The sequence below is a fragment of the Acidovorax sp. FHTAMBA genome, assembly GCF_038958875.1.
Lineage (GTDB): Bacteria > Pseudomonadota > Gammaproteobacteria > Burkholderiales > Burkholderiaceae_C > Acidovorax.
This window is the reverse complement of the sequence record NZ_CP152407.1, coordinates 564,134-581,972: the sequence shown is the minus strand read 5'-3', so window position 1 is coordinate 581,972 and position 17,839 is coordinate 564,134. Positions and strand designations below refer to the sequence as shown.

Genomic DNA, 17,839 nt, shown 5'->3' with positions numbered 1-17,839 from the left:
GTCAGTGTTCCCGCTCGACGCCCTGCAGCGCGGCCCACAGCACGGCCACATAGAACACGAAGCACATGATGCCGCTGTTGTGGTTGAAGAAGGGCTGCGACATGCCAAATACGAGATAACTCGCGGGCACGACGGTGCCCATGGTGCGCAGCGCCAACGCGGCGCGCCAGGCGGGGGTGTCTTCGGCATGGCGGGCCATGCGCCTGCGGGTCGGCCAGAACATGCCCAGCACCCAGGCATGCAGGGCCAGCGGCAGCAGGACACCCCCGAGCCCCACCTTGACCCAGCCATCCAGGAAGACGTTGTGGACTTCCCGGTAATACATCATCTCCGGGACATACTCTCCCGCGTCCACGCGGCGCTGCATCTCTTCGACAAAACCGTGCGCGCCCCAGCCCAGCCAGGGTTTTTGCGGAATCATCTGGGCCACCAGCTGGTACTGCGCGAGCCGCAAGCCCAGCGAGGTGTTTTCCTGCCCCTCGTGTACGTACCCGCTGATCTCGGTGGCCGCAAGACCCACACGCTCCTTGAAGCGCGGCGTGAAGCCCAGCACCAGCACCAGCGCCGCCAGCACAAGTGCGAGCGCCGCGAGCACGCGCCCGAACCTGTGCGGGCGCAGGCTCCACACCACCCACAGCCACAGCGGGAAGACGGCCCCTACCGCCAGCCAGCCCCCGCGCGACTGCGACAGCAGCGAGGCTGCAAACCCCAGGACCACCGCCAGCCCCATAACCACCCGCCACGGCCCGCGGTGCTGGCGCCAGAAAACCGCCAGGGGCACCGCGGCCAGGCACGCCAGCAGCAACGCCAGGTTGCCCCACTGGATGGCGTTGGTGTAGCCGGTCGCACGTTCCAAGCCGAGACCCCATACCTGCCAGAACGCCAGCACCCCCATGCCGATGCAGCCGATGGGCAGCCCCGCCAGAAAGGCCCGCGGCGGTGGCGGGCTGGCCGTGATGTACAGCAGGCACAGCGCCCCGAGGAACCATTTGAGGGCCTTGTCCCAGCGGGACACCCCCGTGTCAAGCGACATCAGATACGCCATGCAGCCCATGCCCAGCAGCAGCAGCGCCAACCCCAGCGTCGGTGCGCCCGGCTTGTGCCTCAGCCATGCGGGCGCAAAACACACGGCTCCCAGCAACAGCAGCAGCGCTGCATAGGAATAGCCCGAGGGCACCCACAGTGCCAGGGCCGGCAGCAAGAAGGCTGCCACGGTGGTGGTGCGCGCAGACAGTGCCATTGCCTTCATGCCGAGCCCCCGTTCATCAGCAGCGCCCGGTAGCGCTGCCACATCAGCTCGTGCCCGTGGGCTTTCAGCGCCTGCGCGCGCGCCGCGGCCCCGAGGCGGGCGGCCATGGCAGGGTCCAGCAGCACCTGTTGCAGGGCATCGGCAAGGGCTGTAGCGTCACCGGGCGGCACCAGCAGACCCGTGCGGCCCTGGTCGATCACTTCGCGCACCCCGACCACGTCGGTGGCGACGCAGGCGCAGCCTGCGGCCATGGCCTCCACCAGCGCCAAAGGCATGCCCTCCCACCGGCTGGAAAGCACAAAAACCTGCGTGGCGGCCAGGCGCTCGGGCAGGTTGCTCACGTTGCCCAGAAATCGCACCTGGGCGTTGAGACCCAGACGCTCCGCCAGCGCCCGCGCCTGGCGCAACAGGCGTTCGCTGCCCGCTCCCGCAAGGTACAGCGCAGGCGTCAGGCCCCTGTCACGCAGGAGCGCCAGGGCATGGATGAGCGTCGCATGGTCTTTCTGCCGCGCAAAACGTGAGGCCATCAGGATGGTCGGCTCCCGGTCTTGCCAGCGCGGCGGCAACAAACTTTCGGGAAAGCGTTCGAGCGCAATGCCATTGGGGATGGCCAGGCACTGAGCGGGCGCAAACCCACGCTCAATCAGGCTGGTGCGCACCCCCTCGGACACGCCAATGCTGGCCTGCGTGTGCGGTGCGAGTGCCAGCGCCTGGCGCAGGCGCCGCCGCGTGTACCGCTCGCGCGCGTTGTGCTCCACGTGGAAGATGCGCGGCACGCCTTCGGCCACCGCTGCCTGCCGCCCCCAGATATGGTCGCTGAATCCGTGGGCAAAGACCACGTCGGGCCTCCAGGCACGGATGATGCGGCGCAACTCCCACACCGTGAGCGCGTGCAGCCAGTTGGAGACCACCCTCACCTCAAGGCCCCGTGCCCGCAGCGCCTCCACCCGATCCATGCGGGTGCTGCGCTTGCGCCGCAGCACCAGCAGCACCTCCATGCCCGGGGTGCGCTGTGCGGCTTCGCACAAATCCACCGCCACCTGCGTAGCGCCGGAAAAACCACCGGTGACAAAGTGCAGTACCTTCACGGCGCTTCAGCCTGGTCGCCCAACCGACGGCCGTGATGCAGCACCCGGCCCTGACGGACAATTCGCCCCACCATGAAGCGAATCCCTGCCAGCCTTTTCCGATGGGCACTGCGCTGCGCCCGGCCGCGCCAGCGTGCCAGCTATGCCATGCCGGCGCCCAGTATCTACCAGGGCAGCAGTGTCGCTGCGGCCACTGCGGATGAGCCCATCCCTTTGATCTTGTGGACATATTGGAACCAGCCCGAGCCCGACGCGTTCGTGCGCCAATGCCTTCAGAGCTGGCAGCAGCATTGCCCCGGCTACGCCCTCCGGCTGGTCCACCCGGGCAACCTGCACGACTATGTGCCCCGCGACCACCTGCCAGACGCTTTCACGGCGCTGCACCCGACCAAACAGTCCGACTGGCTGCGGCTGTACCTGGTGCACCGTTTCGGTGGCTACTGGCTTGATGCGACCATCGTGCTGACACGCGCCCCTGACTGGCTGGACGCACTGCGCCTGCAGCAGGGTGCCGGATTCGTTGGGTTTTACCTTGGTGGCTTTACGCACAACCCTGCCTGCCCCGTCGTTGAAAGCTGGGCTTTCGGTGCGCCGCCGGGCGATCCGTTCGTGGGCGCATGGCAGCGCGAGTTCCACCACGCCCTGATCGAGGCCGGTCCCGCCAGCTACCTGGCCCGGCTGCGCCAGCAGGAGGATGGTGGCGCAGCGGTGCTGCAGGGCATTGCGGACCCGGCGTACCTGCTGATCCACGTGGCGGCGCAACAGGTGCTGGGACGCGCCAACGCGTTCCGGCTCGTACTGCTGCGCGCCGAGGACACCGCCTTTTTCTACCAGCAGGCCCTGTGGTGGAAGTGGTACCTGCTCTACCCCAGGCTGTGCCTGGTACCCGACGCGGCGCAGCCCGCGCCGCTCATCAAGCTGCGCGGCGGGGAGCGGCGTCATTTCGCGCAGATGATCGCTCAGCACGGGGAACCGGTTTCGGGCAGCATCTGGCAGCGCGCATGCGCGGAGGCGCGCACCGGTCAGTGACCGGCCCTCGCCGTTTCGCCGGCCTTCAGGCGGTACACCGTGCCGCAGTACGGGCACTTGGCTTCACCCGTACGGGCCACGTCCAGATACACCTTGGGGTGGCCGCTCCACAGCTTCATGTCGGCCTTGGGGCTGGGGCAGAAAACGCCGCCCTGGGGGTTCAGGTCTTTGGCCAGGAGTTCAACGGTAGCTTGCGACATGTTCTTCAGACCTTGCTCAGCCAGTGGGCGTATTTCGGGTTGCGGCCACCGACGATATCGAAGAAGGCGCTCTGGATCTTTTCGGTGATCGGGCCGCGCGAACCGCTGCCGAGTTCGATGCGGTCGAGTTCGCGAATGGGGGTCACTTCAGCGGCTGTACCGGTGAAGAAGGCCTCATCGGCGATGTACACCTCGTCGCGCGTGATGCGCTTTTGCACGATCTCCAGGCCCAGGTCCTTGGCGATGTGGAACACGGTGTTGCGCGTGATGCCGTTCAGGGCACCGGCCGACAGGTCGGGCGTGTAGATCACGCCGTTCTTGATGACAAAGATGTTTTCGCCCGCGCCTTCGGACACAAAACCCGAGCTGTCCAGCAGCAGGGCTTCGTCGTAACCATCCTCCAGCGCTTCCATGTTGGCGAGAATGGAGTTGGTGTAGTTGCTCACCGCCTTGGCCTGCGTCATGGTGATGTTGACGTGGTGGCGGGTGTAGCTGCTGGTCTTGACGCGGATGCCGCGCTTCATGCCTTCTTCGCCCAGGTAGGCACCCCAGGCCCAGGCGGCCACCATGAGGTGGATCTGGTTGCCCTTGGGCGAAACACCCAGCTTTTGCGAGCCGATCCAGGTCAATGGACGCAGATAGCAGGATTCGAGCTTGTTTTCACGCACCACAGCCTTCTGGGCTTCGTTCACTTCTTCCTTGGTGAAAGGAATCTTCATGCGCAGGATCTTGGCGCTGTTGAAGAGGCGGTCGGTGTGTTCTTCCAGGCGGAAGATCGCCGTGCCGTTGGCGGTGTTGTACGCGCGCACGCCTTCGAAGGCGCCGCAGCCGTAGTGCAGGGTGTGGGTCAGCACATGGATCTTGGCGTCGCGCCAATCGACCATCTGGCCGTCCATCCAGATCTTGCCGTCACGGTCGGCCATCGAGGGAACTACGGGGCTCATGGGTGTCCTTTGGTTGCTGTGGGTCGCAAAAGCGGGATTTTACGGGGCCGCGGGCGGTCCGCCCTCGCCGCCAGCGTCGGCGTGGTCCTCGGGGCGGAACAAGGTCCACGCCACCAGCTTGCCATGGAGAAATTCGCAGGTCACGTGCGAACGGGTGCCGTCGGTCCAGCGATAGGTCTCGGGGTCGGCGCCTTCAGTGGACAACTGCTCACCCAGCGCCTGCGTCATGGCCACCACATGCATGAGGTTCACGCCCTTGGCCAGCCGGGCGTTGAGCATGACCGCACTGCCCACGTACCCGATGGGCCGTCTGGCCGCCTTCTTCATCACGTTCATGAGCCGCGTGAAATGGAGCAGAGCCCACATGACCAGCCCGCCCACCACGGCCGCCACACCGGCCCAGCCGTAGGCATAAAAACCAAACCCGATCAGGGCCACCGCCCCCAGGGGCACCAGGATATTGCGCAAATTCATAGGCTGGGATTGTCTTACGGCCTCAACCGTGTGTGGCTGTGGGCATTGCTTACAAGCCCCGTACCACGTTCATGGCTTCTTCCACCCGCTCCACCGCGTGGATGGTCAGCCCCTCAATGGGTTTCTTGGGCGCATTGGCCTTGGGCACCACGGCCACACTGAAACCCAGCTTGGCGGCTTCCTTCAGGCGCTCCTGGCCGCGGGGAGCGGGCCGCACCTCACCGGCCAGCCCCACCTCGCCAAACGCCAGAAAGCCGCGCGGCAGCGCCTTGCCGCGCAGGCTGGAGGTGATCGACAACATCACCGCCAGGTCGGCCGCCGGCTCGCTGATGCGCACGCCGCCCACCGCGTTCACAAACACGTCCTGGTCCATGCAGGCCACGCCCGCGTGGCGGTGCAGCACCGCCAGCAGCATGGCCAGGCGGTCCTTGTCCAGGCCCACCGACAGGCGCCGGGGGCTGGGGCCGCCACTGTCCACCAGCGCCTGGATCTCCACCAGCAGCGGGCGTGTGCCCTCCAGCGTCACCATCACGCAGCTGCCGGGCACGGGCTCGCTGTGCTGGGAGAGGAAGATGGCGCTCGGGTTGCTCACGCCCTTGAGGCCCTTTTCGGTCATGGCGAACACGCCGATCTCATTCACCGCGCCGAAGCGGTTCTTGATGGCGCGCACCAGGCGGAACTGGCTGTGCGTGTCGCCCTCGAAGTACAGCACGGTGTCCACCATGTGCTCCAGCACGCGTGGGCCGGCCAGCGCGCCCTCCTTGGTCACATGGCCCACCAGGATCACCGCGATGCCCGTGCCCTTGGCCATGCGCGTAAGGTGCGCCGCGCATTCGCGCACCTGGGCCACCGAGCCCGGCGCGCTGGTGAGCTGGTCGGAATAGGTGGTCTGGATGGAGTCAATGACCACCACGGCAGGCTGCGTGGCCTCGACCGTGGCCAGAATCTTTTCGAGCTGGATTTCGGCCAGAAGCTGCACCTGGCTGCCGTCGATGCCCAAGCGCCGCGAGCGCAGCGCCACCTGGGCGCCGCTCTCCTCACCCGTCACGTACAAAGTTGGCAGGCCTGCGCGCTGCAGCGCGTCCATGGCCTGCAGCAGCAGGGTCGATTTGCCAATGCCCGGGTCACCGCCGATGAGCACCACACCCCCTTCCACGATGCCTCCGCCCAGCACGCGGTCCAGCTCGTCGATGCCGCTGGGGGTGCGGGCCACGTCCTGGGCCTCGATGGCCGCCAGCGGCAGGACGGGCTGCGCGTTGGCCAGGCCCGCGTAGCCTTGCGGCGTGCTCAGGCGGTTCTTGCCCGGCCCGGCCTCGGCCACCTGTTCGATCAGCGTGTTCCAGGCGCCGCAGGACGGGCATTTGCCCAGCCAGCGCGGGCTGGTGCCGCCGCATTCGGTGCAGGTGAACGTGGTTTTGTCTTTGGCCATGTCAGATGTGGTTGGATGCCCCTGGAACCGGGGAGCTGACTATAGCGGCCAGGCCCACGCGGGCTGGCAACAGCCCGTACGATGGCGGGCTTGGCAATGTCGTACGGAGCTCAGATTGCAGACACCTCACAACCCCTTCAAACAGGCCCTGGCCCAGGGCCAGGCACAGATCGGCCTGTGGCTCGGGCTGGCCAACGCCTACAGCGCAGAAATGCTTGCGGGCACCGGCTACGACTGGCTGCTGGTTGATGGCGAACATGCGCCCAACGACCTGCGCTCCATCCTGCACCAGCTGCAGGCCATCGCCAGCGCCGCCAGCGCCCTGCCGCCCGGCGCGAAGGCGCCCCACCCCGTGGCGCGCGTGCCGGTGGGCGACACGGCCCTCATCAAGCAGTACCTGGACATCGGCGCGCAGACGCTGCTGGTGCCCATGGTGGACACCGCCGAGCAGGCCCGGCAGCTGGTGCGCGCCACGCGCTACGCGCCGGAGGGTGTGCGCGGCATGGGCAGCGCGCTGGCCCGCTCGTCGCGCTGGCAGGCGTACCCGCAGTATGTGCACGAGGCCAACGAGCAGATCTGCCTGCTGGTGCAGGCCGAGACGGTGGAGGCCATGGCCAACCTGGATGCGATTGCTGCGACGCCCGGTGTCGACGGCGTGTTCATCGGCCCGGCGGACCTCTCGGCCTCCATGGGCCACCCCGGCAACCCGGGGCACCCTGACGTGCAGGCCGCCATCCACGACGGCATCGCGCGCATCCTGCGTGCGGGCAAGGCGCCGGGCATTCTGGCCACCACCGAGTCGCAGGCGCGCCAGTGGCTGGCCGCAGGCGCGCTGTTTGTGGCCGTGGGTGTGGACACCATGCTGTTGGTGAGCGCTGCGCAAGACTTGCTGGCGCGCTACCGCAGCGCCGAGAACGCCGCCCCGGCGCGGCCCGCAGGGTATTGAACAGCCCTGCGATCAGACCCAGACCCTTAAGGACAGATAAGCATGAAAGCATGTATCTACGGCGCTGGCGCCATCGGCGGCTGGCTGGGCGTGGCCTTGGCGCAGGCGGACAACCCGGTCAGCATGGTGGCGCGTGGCGACACACTGCGCGCCCTGCAGGCCGAAGGGCTGCGCATGCGGCGCGCCGATGGCACGCTGGCGCAGGTGCCCGTCACCGCCCACAGCGACCCGGCAGCACTCGGCGTGCAAGACCTGGTGGTCATCGCCGTCAAGGCCCCGGGGCTGCCCGACGTGACCCGCGCCTTGGCGCCGCTCATTGGGCCGAACACCATCGTGCTCACCGCCATGAACGGTGTGCCCTGGTGGTTTCTCGACGGCTTTGGCGGCGCGGCGCAGGGCCATGCCCTCGAATCGGTGGACGCAGGAGGCGTGATTGCCCAGGCCATCCCGGCGCACCACGTGGTGGGCAGCGTGGTGCACACCAGCTGCTCGCTGGAGGCACCAGGGTTCGTGAAGCAACACTTCGGCAACCGCCTCATCGTGGGCGAGCCGGACGGCAGCCGCAGCCCGCGCCTGCAGGCCCTCGCAGACACGCTGCAGCGCGGCGGCATCGATGTGGAGGTGAGCGACTGCATCCAGAAGGACATCTGGTTCAAGCTGTGGGGCAACCTGACCATGAACCCCATCAGCGCCCTCACCGGCGCCACCACCGACCGCATCCTGGACGACGACCTGGTGCGCGGCTTTGTGAGCGCGGTGATGCTGGAAGCCAAGGCCATCGGCGAAAAGCTGGGCCTGCCCATCGACCAGCAACCCGAGGACCGCCACGCCGTGACCCGCAAGCTGGGCGCGTTCAAGACCTCGATGCTGCAGGACGTGGAGGCGGGCAAGCCTCTGGAGATCGACGCCCTGGTGGGCGCCGTGCGCGAGCTGGGGCAGATCACCCACACACCCACTCCGCATACAGATACGCTGCTGGGCCTGGTGCGGCTGATGGCCCGCACACGCGGTCTGTACTGAATTTTGAGCCAAATTGGCCGCCAGCGCTTATCCATGATGCGCTAACAGCTAGTATTTTTGTAGCATTTATCCCATGTCCAACCTCACGCTTTACTACACCCCTGGCACCTGCGCTCAGGCCGTGCGCATCGCTCTGGAAGAAGCGGGCGCCCCCTACGACCTGGTGCGCGTGGACTTCGGCGCTGGCCAGCAACGCACGCCCGAATACCTGGCGGTAAACCCCAAGGGCCGCGTACCCGCGCTGGTCACGCCGCACGGCACGCTGACCGAAACCCCGGCGCTGCTGGCCTATGTGGCGCAGAGCTTTCCCGAGGCGCGCCTGGCACCCGCCGACGCCCATGGCTTTGCGCGGATGCAGGAGTTCCACAGCTACTTTGCGTCCACCGTGCACATCGCCCATGCCCACCGCCCCCGCGCCAGCCGCTGGGCCGACGAGCCAGAGGCCCAGGCGGCCATGCAGCGCAAGGTGCCGCAGAACATGACGGAGTGCTTCCACCTCATCGAAAGCCACTACCTGCCGCAGGCGGACCAGGGCCCCTGGGTGATGGGCGGACAGTACACCGTGGCCGACGGCTACCTGTTCACCATCGGCACCTGGCTGCACAGCGACGGCGTGGACATCGCCCAGTTCCCGAAGGCGTTTGCGCACACGAAGCGCATGCTGCAGCGCCCCGCCGTGCATCGCGCACTGGCCTGATACGCCACCTGCGGACGCAAAAAAGCCCCGGCGCTTCTGACTGAAAGCACCGGGGCTTTTTGCTGGCAACCGGGATCAGTTCACCTTCAGATACCGCCAGTCGATGCGGTTGTCGGCGCGGTGGATGATGTCCACCTTCTTGGTGCCCGCCCACGGAATCACCTGGTTGTACAGCGGGATGTGCGACACCAGTTCATGCTCCTTGATCAGCGCCTGCTCGATCAGGCCGTTGCGCGTGGCGGTGTCCGTTTCCTTCTTCACACGCTCGATCAGCGCATCCATCTGCGGGTCGGAGAACCGGCCCAGGTTGAAGTTGCCATCCCCACCCGCGCCCGTCGTGCGCACCAGCGACTGCAGGCTGTAGAACGCGTCAAACGTAGGCACACCCCAGCCCAGCAGGTAGATGCTGGCTTCGTTGCGCTGGATCATCGGGAAGTAGGTGGCAAACGGCAGCGAGCGCAGCTTGGCCTTCACGCCCACCTTGGCCCAATGTGACGTGATGGCCTGGCACAGCTGCTCGTCGTTGATATAGCGGCCCGCGCTGCAGGCAAAGTCCACCTCAAACCCGTTGGGGTAGCCCGCCTCAGCCAGCAGCTTTTGCGCGGCCTTGGGGTCGTAGGGGTAGCGCACATCGGCCTTCTTGGTCCAGCCGTTGACCTGGTTGGCGATGAGTGTGCCCGTGGGCTGGGCCAGGCCACGCAGCACCACGCGCTGGATGGACTGGATGTCGATGGCCTGGTACAGCGCCTTGCGCACGCGCAGGTCCTTCAGCGGGTTCTTGCCCTTCACGTCAGAGCCGGGCAGCTCGTCACGGAACTGGTCCAGCCCCAGGAAGATGGTGCGGTACTCGGGCCCTTCGAGCACCTGCAGGTTGGGCGTCTGCTTGATGCGCGCCAGGTCCTGCAGGCTCGGGTCGATCACAAAATCCACCTCACCCGACAGCAGCGCCGCTGTGCGCGTGGCATCGGCCTTGATGGGGGTGTAGACGATCTCGGTCAGGTTGGTGGGGTACTTGCCCTTGCCCCACCAGTGGGGGTTGGGCTCCAGCACCACGCGCTGGTCAGGCGTCCACTGCCTGAGCTGGTAGGGGCCGGTGCCCAGCGCATTGCGGTGGGCGTACGTTTCGTCCTTGGTCTTGATGTCCTTGGGCTCGACCGATTTGTTCTTTTCGGCCCAGGCGCGGCTCATGATGCGCAGCTCGGTGAGCTGGTTCACCAGCACCGGGTTGGGCAGGTCGGAGTGGATGTCGATGGTGTAGGCATCGACCTTTTCCACACGGTCAATGCCCTGGGTATAAACAGCGAAGTTCGAGCTTTTAGCCTTGGCGCGCTCCAGCGAGAACTTGGCGTCGTCGGCGGTGAACTCGCTGCCATCGCTGAACTTCACGCCCTTGCGCAAGGTCAGGCGCAGCTGCGTGGGCTTGATCAGCTTCCACTCGGTGGCGAGCGAGGGCTCGGGCTTGAAGGTCTTGCTGTTGTATTCCACCAGCGTGTCGTACACCGCGCCGTGCATGGTGTTGTTCACACCCACGTTCTGGGTGTGGATGTCCCAGGTGGAAATGTCCACCGAGCGGGACCAGCGGAAGGTGGCGGACTGTACGGCCAGGGGCAGGGCCGCAACAACGGCGGCGGCCAGGAGAAGGTGTTTGAAGCGCATGGACGGGAGGATAGGCAAAAACGCCAATTAATGCTGAATGGTCAGACTATCCCCCAAGCGGCGCTTTTAGAAAACGAACTTATTCTTCTTAGCTTAGAGCCATCACCCCTGCCAGCACCAGCATGGTGGTGGCCGTCACCGCGTCAAGCACACGCCAGGCACGCGGGGTGGCAAACAGCGGTGCCAGCCAGCGCGCGCCCAGCCCCAGCCCTGTAAACCACAACGCGCTGGCCAATGCGCCGCCCGCTGCAAACGTCGCGCGGCCCAGGGCGGGATAGGGCGTGGCCATGGTGCCCAGCAGCACCACGGTGTCGAGGTAGACATGCGGGTTGAGCCAGGTCAGCGCCATCACGGTGGCGAGCGTGGTGCGCAGGCTGGCCCCGGGACCGCCAGCAGTCACCAGGAGCTGGCCGGGGCGCAGCACGCGCGCCGCCGTCTGCACGGCATACGCCAGCAGAAACAGCGCGCCCGCCCAGCGCATGAGCTGCGCCCACTCGGGCCGCGCCAGCAGCACGCCGCCCATGCCCCACACGCCCACCTGCAGCAGCACCGCATCAGACAGCGCGCACACCAGCACCACGGGCAGCACATGCTCGCGCCGCAGGCCCTGGCGCAGCACAAACGCGTTCTGTGCGCCGATGGCCATGATCAAAATGGCGGTGGAGGTGAACCCATGAAAAAACGCAGTGGTGCTCATGGGCACGCATTGTGGGCACGGCACGGGGGTGGCGCCAGCTATACTTTTTAACGATCCGTCAGTATTTCTAACGCCACATGCTTCTTGACTCCGCCCAGCTCAACGCCTTTGCCACGGTGATCGACGAGGGCAGCTTTGAGCGCGCCGCCGCCGTGCTGCACATCACGCGCTCGGCGGTGTCGCAGCGCGTGAAGCTGCTGGAAGAGCGTGTGGGCCAGGTGCTGGTGCGGCGCGCCACGCCCTGCACGGCCACCGAGGCGGGGCAGGCGCTGTACCGGCACGCCCGCGAAATTGCGCTGAGCGAGGCCGACGCGCTGGCCACGCTCGGCGGCGGGCAGCACACCTGCACGCGCCTGGCCATCGGGGTGAACGCCGACTCGCTGGCCACCTGGTTCCCCCACGCCATGGCCCAGGCGGCCGAAGGCCAGAGCATCACCTTCGACATCCATGTGGAAGACCAGGACCACTCGGCCAACCTGCTGCGCGAAGGCCGCGTGATGGCCGCCGTCACGGCCGACCCGCAGGCCGTACAGGGCTGCAAGGTGCTGCCGCTGGGCACGCTGCGCTACCGGGCGCTGGCAAGCCCTGCGTTCATGCAACGCCACTTCGCCCAGGGCGTGAATGCCGCCGCGCTCGCGCAGGCGCCCATGCTGGTCTTCAACCGCAAGGACGCCCTGCAGGCACGGTTTGTGGGGCGCATCACGCGCCGCAAGATCGCACCACCCGTGCACTGGTTGCCCGAGGCGCATGCCTTTGTGATGGCGGCGCGTGCGGGCCTGGGCTGGGGCATGGTCCCCGACCCCCTTGCGGACAACGACCTGCAGCGCGCCACCCTTGCGGAATTGATTCCCGGAAAACCCGTGGATGTGCCGCTGTACTGGCAGTATTGGCGCCTGAACGTGCAGGCGCTGCACCACATGACCGAGGCCGTGCGGCACGCCTCGGCCGCCGCCCTACGGGGCTGACAGAAAGCGCACCGCCTGCGGCAGCGACTGCACACCCGGCAGGAAATGGTCGAGCGTGGCCCCCAGCACCACGGCACAGATCAGCGCACCCAGCAGCGGTTTCCAGGTGAGCCGCACCGCGGCCATCAGCCAACCCTCGCGCTCCACACCCACCGCAGCGCGCGCCGTGGCCACCGAAAAAGCCAGCTCCACGGCCACGGTGAGCAGCACATCCCAGCCAAAGAAAAGCATGGCCAGCGAGCCCGCGCCAAAGATGAGCGCCGCGCCGATGAGAAAGATGGCCACCACCGGCACGACCACGATGGCTCCATCGTCGGCGCTGCCAATGGCCTCGGCGGCGCTCCCCGCCACATCCCCGAGCACGCCGGTCTCGCTGCCCGAACCACTGCCGGACAGCCCCTGCACCCACCCGCCGCCAAAGTCGCCCGACGCGCCGCCCCCACCAAAGTCGCCTCCGCCGGTGCGCGGCAGCGGCATCTGGCCGCCACCCCCCGGCGACCCGCCGCGCGGCCAGGGCAGGTCCGGCAGATCCAGACTCACATCGCCGTGGCTGTTATCGCCGGACTTGCCCGCGTTTCGGCCTTGACGCACCAGCCTCGCCGCCCAGGCCCGCAGCACCAGCAGATACCCCAGGTATCCCACCGAAAGCGTGACCAGGTACCGCAGCGCCAGCGACTCCACCCCCAGCAGCATCTGCACATGGGAGGTGGACCACATGATCAGCAGCGTGAAGCTGCCAATGAGCAGCCCGTGCCAGCGCAGGCTGTAGCGCTGCTGCAGGGTGCGCGCCACGGTGCCGTGGTGCGGCATGCGCACCGATCGCCAGCTGGAGCTGCGTTGCGCCTCGCGGTTGCGGCTGTTCTTTGCGGTGCTGTGGGTACTGTTGCTGCTGCGTTTGTGAGGGGTCGTGGCCATGGAGGGAGCGCTGGCAAAAAAGCGTGAAGGACTGTGAATGCGCACATTTCACACCACGGGCACGGCGCAGGGCTCCCTGCGCGATCCCCGGGGGTTGCCAGACCGTGAACTTCCTGGCGTTTCAGGCAGGCGCATCCACCGCCACGGGCACGCGCGGCGCCAGCGCGCACATCAGCTCGTACCCCACCGTGCCCGCCGCCTGCGCCACTTCGTCGATGGGCAGCACCACACCATTGCTAGCCCGCCCCCAGAGCGTGACCTCGCTGCCAAAGCCCACGTCCACACCCGCCTGCTGCAGTGGCGTCAGGTCCACGGTGACCATGTCCATGCTCACGCGGCCCACCAGCCGGGTGCGCACCCCGTTGACCAGCACCGGGGTGCCGGTGTCGCAATGGCGCGGGTAGCCGTCGGCATAGCCGCAGGCTGCGACCCCGATGGTCATCGGCCCTTCGGCCGTAAAGCGCGAGCCATAGCCGACCGTGTCGCCCACCTGCAGTTGCTGCACGGCCAGCAGGCGGGTGGCCAGCGTCATGGTCGGCTGCAGGGACCAGTGATCCGCATCGTTTTCGGGGAAATCCGGGGCGCTGCCGTACAGCACGATCCCGGCGCGCACCCAGTCGGAGCGCAGGCGCGCATCGGCATGGTGGCGCAGCGTGGCGGCGCTGTTGGACACGCTGCGCTCACCGGGCAGGTCCTGCGTCACCCCATTGAACACCTCGATCTGGTGGGCCACGCCCCGGGGGCCGTCCGCGTCGCTGAAGTGGGTCATGAACGAGATCTCGTCCACCTGCGGCAGCGCATTGAGCCGCGCCCACGCCGCGCGGTAGCGCTGGGGCGTGAAACCCAGGCGGTTCATGCCCGAGTTCATCTTGAGGAAAACCCGGTGCGGCACCTGGGTCTTGTGCGACGCCAGCATGTCGATCTGCTCGTCGCAGTGCACGGCGTGCCACAGCCCCAGGCGGGAACACAGCTCCAGATCGCGGGGCTCGAACACGCCTTCCAGCAGCAGGATCGGCCCGCGCCAGCCCAGTTGGCGCACGCGTTCGGCCTCGGCCAGGTCCAGCAGCGCAAAGCCGTCGGCACCGCGCAGGCCTTCGTACACCCGCTCGATGCCATGGCCGTAGGCGTTGGCCTTGACGACGGCCCAGACCCTGGCGTCCGGCGCGGACCGGCGCGCGCGCTCCAGGTTGTGGTGCAGTGCGGCGGTGTGGATGGTGGCGTGGACAGGACGGGGCATGGAAAAGAACCAGGTGCAAACGAGCGGTTTACCGGGGAATACGCACAGGATTCTGGCACTGCGGCCGTTTATCCGCGTGATATAACCGTCCGTCACTAGCGAGCGTATCCATATTTAACAGCGCATCAGCCGAACTGATGCAGCCTCCAGCCATTCGATGAAGCGCGGTTTTTACACCATCATGTCGGCGCAGTTTTTCAGCTCGCTGGCCGACAACGCACTTTTCGTGGCCGCCGTGGAGCTTCTGCGCACAGAAGGTGCCCCTGAATGGCAGCGCGCTGCCCTGGTGCCCATGTTTGCCCTGTTCTATGTGGTGCTGGCGCCCTTCGTGGGCGCCTTTGCCGATGCGCTGCCCAAGGGCAAGGTCATGTTTGTCAGCAACGCCATCAAGGTGGTGGGCTGCCTGATGATGCTGTTCGGCTCGCACCCGCTCATTGCCTATGCCGTGGTGGGGCTGGGCGCTGCAGCCTACTCGCCCGCCAAGTACGGCATCCTCACCGAACTGTTACCGGCATCGCAGCTGGTCAAGGCCAACGGCTGGATCGAGGGGCTCACCATTGCCTCGATCATTCTGGGGGTACTGCTGGGCGGGCAGCTGGTGGGCCTGCAGCTGTCGGCGCTGCTGCTGAGCATTGATGTCCCGGGGCTCGACACCGGTGTGGACACGGCGGCAGAGGCCGCCATCGCCGCGCTGATCGTGGTCTACGCCGTGGCCGCCTGGTTCAACACCCGCATCCCCCACACCGGTGTGGAAATGCGCCCGCTGCGCGCTGATGCGTCGCGCTCCGTGCTGTCCAACGCGCTGAGCCTGCTGCCGGATTTCTGGGCCTGCAACGGCCGCCTGTGGCGCGACAAGCTGGGCCAGATTTCACTGGCCACCACCACGCTGTTCTGGGGCGCGGGTGGCAACCTCAAGTTCATCGTGCTGGCCTGGGCCTCTGCAGCGCTGGGCTACAACACCACGCAGGCATCGGCCCTCACCGGTGTGGTGGCCATCGGTACGGCCGTGGGGGCGGTGGTGGCATCCATGCGCATGCGGCTGGACATGGCCACCAAGGTGATTCCGCTGGGCATCGGCATGGGGCTGCTGCTGATCCTGATGGTGTTCATCAGCAACATCTGGGTGGCCATTCCCTTCCTCATCCTGCTCGGTGGCCTGGGGGGTTACCTGGTGGTGCCGATGAACGCGCTGCTGCAGCACAGGGGCCACAACCTGATGGGCGCGGGCCGCTCGATTGCGGTGCAGAATTTCAATGAGCAGGCCTGCATCCTGGGCCTGGGCGCGTTCTACAGCCTGTCGCTCAAGCTGGGCCTGTCGGTGTTTGGCGCGATCATCACCTTCGGGCTCGTGGTGGCGGGCATCATGTGGGTCATCCGCCGCTGGCACCAGCGCAACTGCATCCACTACCGCGACGAAGTGAACCACCTTCTGCACATTGCGCGGCACGATACGCACCACTGACTTCTGATTGCGAGGCCCCCCTGTGCGGCTTCGCCGCTTCCCCCGGAGGGGGACGCACCCGGTGGCCCGGAATCACGGAAGGCTCCCCCTGAGGCGCTGCGCGCCTTCCCCCTTCTCTCGCTGCGCGGGAGGTGGACGCACCCCGTGGCCTGGCAGAGCCAGTTCCACGTGTGCACTGGTAGGGGAGCGTGCCAGTTTTAATGGCTGTGCTGCATGGAACTATTTGCTACACAATTGATAGCTATTGGCGCTCATCCATCAAGCGCTAGAGCCTGTTTTCACTCTCAATGCATTCTCCTCTGCCCTTTGCCGCCCTGCTGTTCAATGCTTTCGTCTGGGGCCTGGCGTGGTGGCCGTTTCAGCGCATGTACCAGGCGGGGCTGCATCCGCTGTGGGCCACGGCCTGCATGTATGCCGTGGTGCTGGTGGCGTTGCTGGCCTGGCGGCCGGGCATCTTGCAGCAGATGCGCGCGCACCCGCAGCTGTGGCTGCTGGCGCTGGCTTCGGGGCTGAACAACGTGGCCTTCAACTGGGCAGTGACCATTGGCGACGTGGTGCGCGTGATCCTGCTGTTCTATCTGATGCCCGCCTGGGCCGTGCTGCTGGCCTGGCGCATTCTGGGCGAGCGACCCACGCCGGCGGCACTGCTGCGCCTGGCGCTGGCCTTTGCGGGCGTGGTGCTGGTGCTGCTGCCCGAGGCCGCGCCCGCCGCGCGCCTGCTGCAGAACCTGAGCCTGGCCGACGGCCTGGCCCTGCTGGGCGGATTCATGTTTGCACTCACCAATGTTACGCTGCGCCGCCTGCACGCCGTGCCGGGGCCGGCCCGCATGGTCACCATGTTCGGCGGCTGCACGCTCATGGCACTGGTGGCGGCCGGCGTCGGGCTGCAGTTGGGAGTGGTGGAGCCGTTTCCGGCGCCCAACAGCACCTGGGTGGTCACCGGCCTGCTGCTGGCCGGTTTGCTGATGCTGGGCAACTGGGCGTTGCAGTTTGGCGCCGCACGCCTGGCCGCGGGCACCACGGCGCTCGTCATGCTGTCGGAGGTGATGTTCGCCAGCGTGTCATCGGCCCTGCTGGGTGCATCCACCCTGAGCACGCGCACCGTGCTGGGCGGCGGGATGATCCTGCTGGCATCGCTGCTCGCCGCACTGCAGTTTCGCCGACCCGGTGGTGCCGCGCACTAACTGGGAGCGCAGCCGCTACGATGGCGCGTCATCCCAACCAGGAGTTTTTCATCATGCCCACCAGCATCTACGACTTTGAAGCCCAGCAGATGAACGGGCAAACCGTGCCCCTGTCGCAGTACAAGGACAAGGTGCTGCTCATCGTGAACACTGCCAGCGCCTGCGGCTTCACGCCACAATTCGGTGGGCTGGAAGAGCTGCACAAGCAGTACGCCGACAAGGGGCTGGTGGTGCTGGGCTTTCCCTGCAACCAGTTCGGCAGCCAGGACCCCGGCAGCAACGACGAGATCGCCAGCTTCTGCCAGCTGAACTATGGCGTGAGCTTTCCCATGATGGCCAAGATCGACGTCAACGGGGCCGACGCCTCGCCGCTGTACAAATGGCTCTCCGCCGAAGCCCCTGGTTTGCTGGGCAGCAAGGCCATCAAGTGGAACTTCACGAAGTTCCTCGTCGGCAAGGATGGCCGCGTCATCCGCCGGTATGCACCGCAGGATGCGCCCAAAAAACTGGCGGGGGACATTGAGGCGGCGCTGGGTTAACCCGCGCGCCACTTCACGGCAACTGCAACAGCAACCGCCCGCATGCGTCACGACGGCGGGCGGGTGGCCTGGGCCATCTGTTGTGATTTGTTAAAGGTGATGCAAGCG

The 17,839-nt window shown here is 66.8% G+C and carries 18 protein-coding genes; 8 read left to right on the top strand and 10 right to left on the bottom strand.

Features of this window, described 5'->3' with window-relative positions; genetic code table 11:
- Window position 1: 1 nt before the first annotated feature.
- Together AAFF19_RS02650 and AAFF19_RS02645 are read right to left on the bottom strand one after the other, a co-directional pair.
- Entirely contained in the window at window positions 2-1,249 is a 1,248-nt protein-coding gene (locus AAFF19_RS02650) for an O-antigen ligase family protein (protein WP_342721253.1), read from the bottom strand.
- Entirely contained in the window at window positions 1,246-2,337 is a 1,092-nt protein-coding gene (locus AAFF19_RS02645; protein ID WP_342721252.1) for a glycosyltransferase, read from the bottom strand. The genes AAFF19_RS02650 and AAFF19_RS02645 overlap by 4 nt, the downstream gene beginning before the upstream one ends.
- Before the next feature lie 72 nt (window positions 2,338-2,409).
- On the opposite strand from AAFF19_RS02645, the gene AAFF19_RS02640 reads away from it, so the two are divergent.
- Entirely contained in the window at window positions 2,410-3,366 is a 957-nt protein-coding gene (locus AAFF19_RS02640) for a capsular polysaccharide synthesis protein (RefSeq protein ID WP_008903649.1), read from the top strand.
- Here the strand turns inward: AAFF19_RS02640 and AAFF19_RS02635 are convergent.
- Genes AAFF19_RS02635 through radA form a run of 4 tightly spaced genes read right to left on the bottom strand, consistent with a single transcriptional unit; the run spans window position 3,360 to window position 6,413 of the window.
- Window positions 3,360-3,566: a zinc-finger domain-containing protein gene (locus AAFF19_RS02635; RefSeq protein WP_008903650.1), complete on the bottom strand. Its 207-nt coding sequence runs from the start codon at window positions 3,564-3,566 to the stop codon at window positions 3,360-3,362. The two genes, AAFF19_RS02640 and AAFF19_RS02635, sit on opposite strands and share 7 nt — an antisense overlap.
- A gap of 5 nt (window positions 3,567-3,571) precedes the next feature.
- Window positions 3,572-4,510: a branched-chain amino acid transaminase gene (locus AAFF19_RS02630; RefSeq protein WP_342721251.1), complete on the bottom strand. Its 939-nt coding sequence runs from the start codon at window positions 4,508-4,510 to the stop codon at window positions 3,572-3,574.
- Window positions 4,511-4,549: 39 nt separating this feature from the next.
- The gene (locus AAFF19_RS02625; protein ID WP_008903652.1) at window positions 4,550-4,984 is read right to left on the bottom strand and encodes a hypothetical protein; all 435 of its coding nucleotides are present in this window, start codon (window positions 4,982-4,984) and stop codon (window positions 4,550-4,552) included.
- Between the two features lie 49 nt (window positions 4,985-5,033).
- On the bottom strand, window positions 5,034-6,413 hold the full coding sequence (radA, locus tag AAFF19_RS02620) for a DNA repair protein RadA (RefSeq protein ID WP_008903653.1): 1,380 nt from the start codon (window positions 6,411-6,413) through the stop codon (window positions 5,034-5,036).
- 115 nt (window positions 6,414-6,528) lie between these two features.
- Here radA and hpaI point away from each other — a divergent pair, with 115 nt between their 5' ends.
- From hpaI to AAFF19_RS02605, 3 genes are all read left to right on the top strand, one after another.
- Window positions 6,529-7,359 (top strand): 4-hydroxy-2-oxoheptanedioate aldolase, encoded by an 831-nt coding sequence (gene hpaI / locus AAFF19_RS02615; protein ID WP_182121046.1) that lies wholly within the window; start codon window positions 6,529-6,531, stop codon window positions 7,357-7,359.
- Window positions 7,360-7,401: 42 nt separating this feature from the next.
- Complete coding sequence (locus AAFF19_RS02610) at window positions 7,402-8,379, top strand: 2-dehydropantoate 2-reductase (protein ID WP_182121047.1); 978 nt, start codon at window positions 7,402-7,404, stop codon at window positions 8,377-8,379.
- 73 nt (window positions 8,380-8,452) lie between these two features.
- Window positions 8,453-9,076, top strand: a complete 624-nt coding sequence (locus tag AAFF19_RS02605; RefSeq protein WP_342721250.1) for a glutathione S-transferase family protein — start codon at window positions 8,453-8,455, stop codon at window positions 9,074-9,076.
- A gap of 75 nt (window positions 9,077-9,151) precedes the next feature.
- Here the strand turns inward: AAFF19_RS02605 and AAFF19_RS02600 are convergent, their stop codons facing one another.
- Together AAFF19_RS02600 and AAFF19_RS02595 are read right to left on the bottom strand one after the other, a co-directional pair.
- Window positions 9,152-10,732, bottom strand: coding sequence for an ABC transporter substrate-binding protein (locus tag AAFF19_RS02600; protein WP_342721249.1), 1,581 nt, complete (start codon window positions 10,730-10,732; stop codon window positions 9,152-9,154).
- An 88-nt stretch (window positions 10,733-10,820) separates the two neighbouring features.
- Entirely contained in the window at window positions 10,821-11,429 is a 609-nt protein-coding gene (locus tag AAFF19_RS02595) for a LysE/ArgO family amino acid transporter (protein ID WP_342721248.1), read from the bottom strand.
- Window positions 11,430-11,506: 77 nt separating this feature from the next.
- On the opposite strand from AAFF19_RS02595, the gene AAFF19_RS02590 reads away from it, so the two are divergent.
- A complete protein-coding gene (locus AAFF19_RS02590) occupies window positions 11,507-12,394 on the top strand; it encodes a LysR family transcriptional regulator ArgP (protein WP_342721247.1) in 888 nt (295 codons plus the stop codon).
- Here AAFF19_RS02590 and AAFF19_RS02585 read toward each other — a convergent pair.
- Window positions 12,383-13,204: a hypothetical protein gene (locus AAFF19_RS02585; protein WP_342721819.1), complete on the bottom strand. Its 822-nt coding sequence runs from the start codon at window positions 13,202-13,204 to the stop codon at window positions 12,383-12,385. The two genes, AAFF19_RS02590 and AAFF19_RS02585, sit on opposite strands and share 12 nt — an antisense overlap.
- A 226-nt stretch (window positions 13,205-13,430) precedes the next feature.
- On the bottom strand, window positions 13,431-14,546 hold the full coding sequence (gene alr / locus AAFF19_RS02580) for an alanine racemase (protein WP_342721246.1): 1,116 nt from the start codon (window positions 14,544-14,546) through the stop codon (window positions 13,431-13,433).
- 157 nt (window positions 14,547-14,703) lie between these two features.
- Between alr and lplT the strand changes: the two genes are divergently transcribed.
- From lplT to AAFF19_RS02565, 3 genes are all read left to right on the top strand, one after another.
- Window positions 14,704-16,008, top strand: coding sequence for a lysophospholipid transporter LplT (lplT, locus tag AAFF19_RS02575; protein ID WP_342721245.1), 1,305 nt, complete (start codon window positions 14,704-14,706; stop codon window positions 16,006-16,008).
- Between the two features lie 287 nt (window positions 16,009-16,295).
- Window positions 16,296-17,192 carry a DMT family transporter gene (locus tag AAFF19_RS02570; RefSeq protein WP_008903664.1) on the top strand — a complete coding sequence of 299 codons (897 nt, stop codon included), beginning with the start codon at window positions 16,296-16,298 and terminating at the stop codon, window positions 17,190-17,192.
- Window positions 17,193-17,245: 53 nt separating this feature from the next.
- The gene (locus AAFF19_RS02565; protein WP_342721244.1) at window positions 17,246-17,731 is read left to right on the top strand and encodes a glutathione peroxidase; all 486 of its coding nucleotides are present in this window, start codon (window positions 17,246-17,248) and stop codon (window positions 17,729-17,731) included.
- Window positions 17,732-17,839 lie beyond the last annotated feature (108 nt).